The organism is Pseudomonas sp. PDM13 (genome assembly GCF_025685765.1).
Lineage (GTDB): Bacteria > Pseudomonadota > Gammaproteobacteria > Pseudomonadales > Pseudomonadaceae > Metapseudomonas > Metapseudomonas solani.
In genome coordinates this window covers 1-1,832 of sequence record NZ_JAOTQU010000056.1, presented here as the reverse complement: position 1 = coordinate 1,832, position 1,832 = coordinate 1, and the positions used below count along the sequence as shown (strand labels likewise).

Sequence of the window (1,832 nt, the reverse complement as noted above, 5' to 3'; positions counted from 1 at the left end):
TACCCCGCTTGCGGTTTGTTGTTGAAGACCAGCCGCTGGTTGGGCGCGGGTTTGCTGATCAGTAGCCCCTTGCTCGGCGTCCAGTGGGCGGACAGGTGGATGTAGCGTGCCCACAGGTGGCGCAGGTCGTCCGGGCTCAGCTGGGACGGGGCACCTTGTACATAGGAGAGGATTTTCTCGGCAATGGGGGCAAGGTCATCCGGAATGGCGAATTCAGGTGTCGAGGGCAGAGATTTAAACGGCACGCCATGCTTCACCCCCAGCTCACGCATGGCGCGCAAGGCCACCCGCGACAACTCGCCACGCACCTTCCGCTGTAGCACGACACCGACCAGGGCCTGCAGGCCGGTTCGCTCCTGATCGGGGTGGGTGCCCTGGACCGGCCAGGCATTGATCCGGATTTCGCCATCGCCGGGCAGGCCGAGGGACTGGAGGCGGCTGACTTCGTGCTGGGCCTCCAGCCACGCCGGGGTGGCGTCCAGCGGTTGGCCGGGGCGTTCCGTTGCCGTCAGGGGCTGGGAGGCCAGCAGGCGCTCTTCCATCAGCGGCGGGTAGCCGCCACCGATATCCGAATGAACGCCTGGCAGGCTGATTTCCTGGTGGTGCGGGGCCACGCTGTTGAGCGCGAAGTTCCAGCGCCGCTCGGAGCCTGCCACCAGCTGGACCACCTTGCATGCGCAGCCGGGCGGCAAGTAGAGGTTGATGCCGGGGTTGTCGGCGTTGGCCGGGCTCCAGTCGCCCCGCAGCGGGTCGACCGTTGCCGCCACGGTATCGAACAGGCCGATGAAGTTGAGGCGGGTATCGCGGTGCCAGTCGAAGCTCGAGGCCAGGCCGAACCGTCCGGCCTGGAGCACCTTGGCCAGCAGGCCTCCATCGGGTTTGAGTACTTCGTTGGCGAAGTGCCGAGCTGCCGCCGCGCCACGACTGAAACCGAAGAGATCGAACTCCAGCGCACGGATCTGGATGCCTGGGCTGGTTTCTAGGAAGCGGCGTATCTGTGATCTGATCTGATCCGGGCTTTGTGCCACCCGATGCAGGATGCCGGTATCGCCCCGCCCGCTGGCCTGGGCCGGCAGCACGGAGTCCGACCCGCCGCTGGTGGTGCCGATGCCTTCCAGGTACACCGGAACGTAGCCGATATCGGTTTCTGGCCCCAAGCGTATGGTCGTGTTGTCCTGATATAGCCTGCTCAGATGCGCCACATTGCTCGGTGCATTGCCGTAGCTGTCGTCAGGCACTTTGCGGAAGAAACCGCCCTCGTCCGGGTCGCGGTAACCGTAGCGGGCGCAGTGGCTGATGATGGCGCTCAGTGCCCCTTCGTCGAACTGCTGGCGATCCTCGCGCCTGCACTGTTCGGTGAGTGCCGAGTTGGCCTGGTTGTTACCGGTGCCATCGAAGAACAGACCCAGGCGCAGCGTGATGCCGACATCCTCCTGTTCTTCCTCTGCCGTCTTTTCCGCCAGTTGGTTGCTCCTGGGCGGAAGGCCTGCAGGGCGCACGGCGGCAAGCGGTGCTGCAGCCAGAGCGGGAGCGGCGCGTGCTGCGTTCGGGCTGGCAGTGGTCTCTTTGCGGTAGACCGCGTCGTACAGCGTGGGGATAAAGGTGGCGCGGCAGGGGCAACTGCTGATGCTGTCCAGGTTGCCCGCCACCAACCGACCGCTGCTTTGGATGAACGAGACCCCTCCCATGATCGTGTAGATGCCCGGGTGTTTGCCGCAGGTGACGCGGTCCCCCATTCGAGCGTGGGCAATTCCGAACATGTTGACGAGGTTGTCCGCCTCGATCACCACACCGCCACAACTGGTCTTGTCGCCTCGGCGGATGAAATAGCC

1 protein-coding gene is annotated in these 1,832 nt (G+C 65.0%); it reads right to left on the bottom strand.

The annotated features are described in order from the left end of the window. On the bottom strand, positions 1-1,832 hold a 1,832-nt coding region (locus tag OEJ36_RS30365; protein WP_263404651.1), incomplete at both ends, for a phospholipase effector Tle1 domain-containing protein.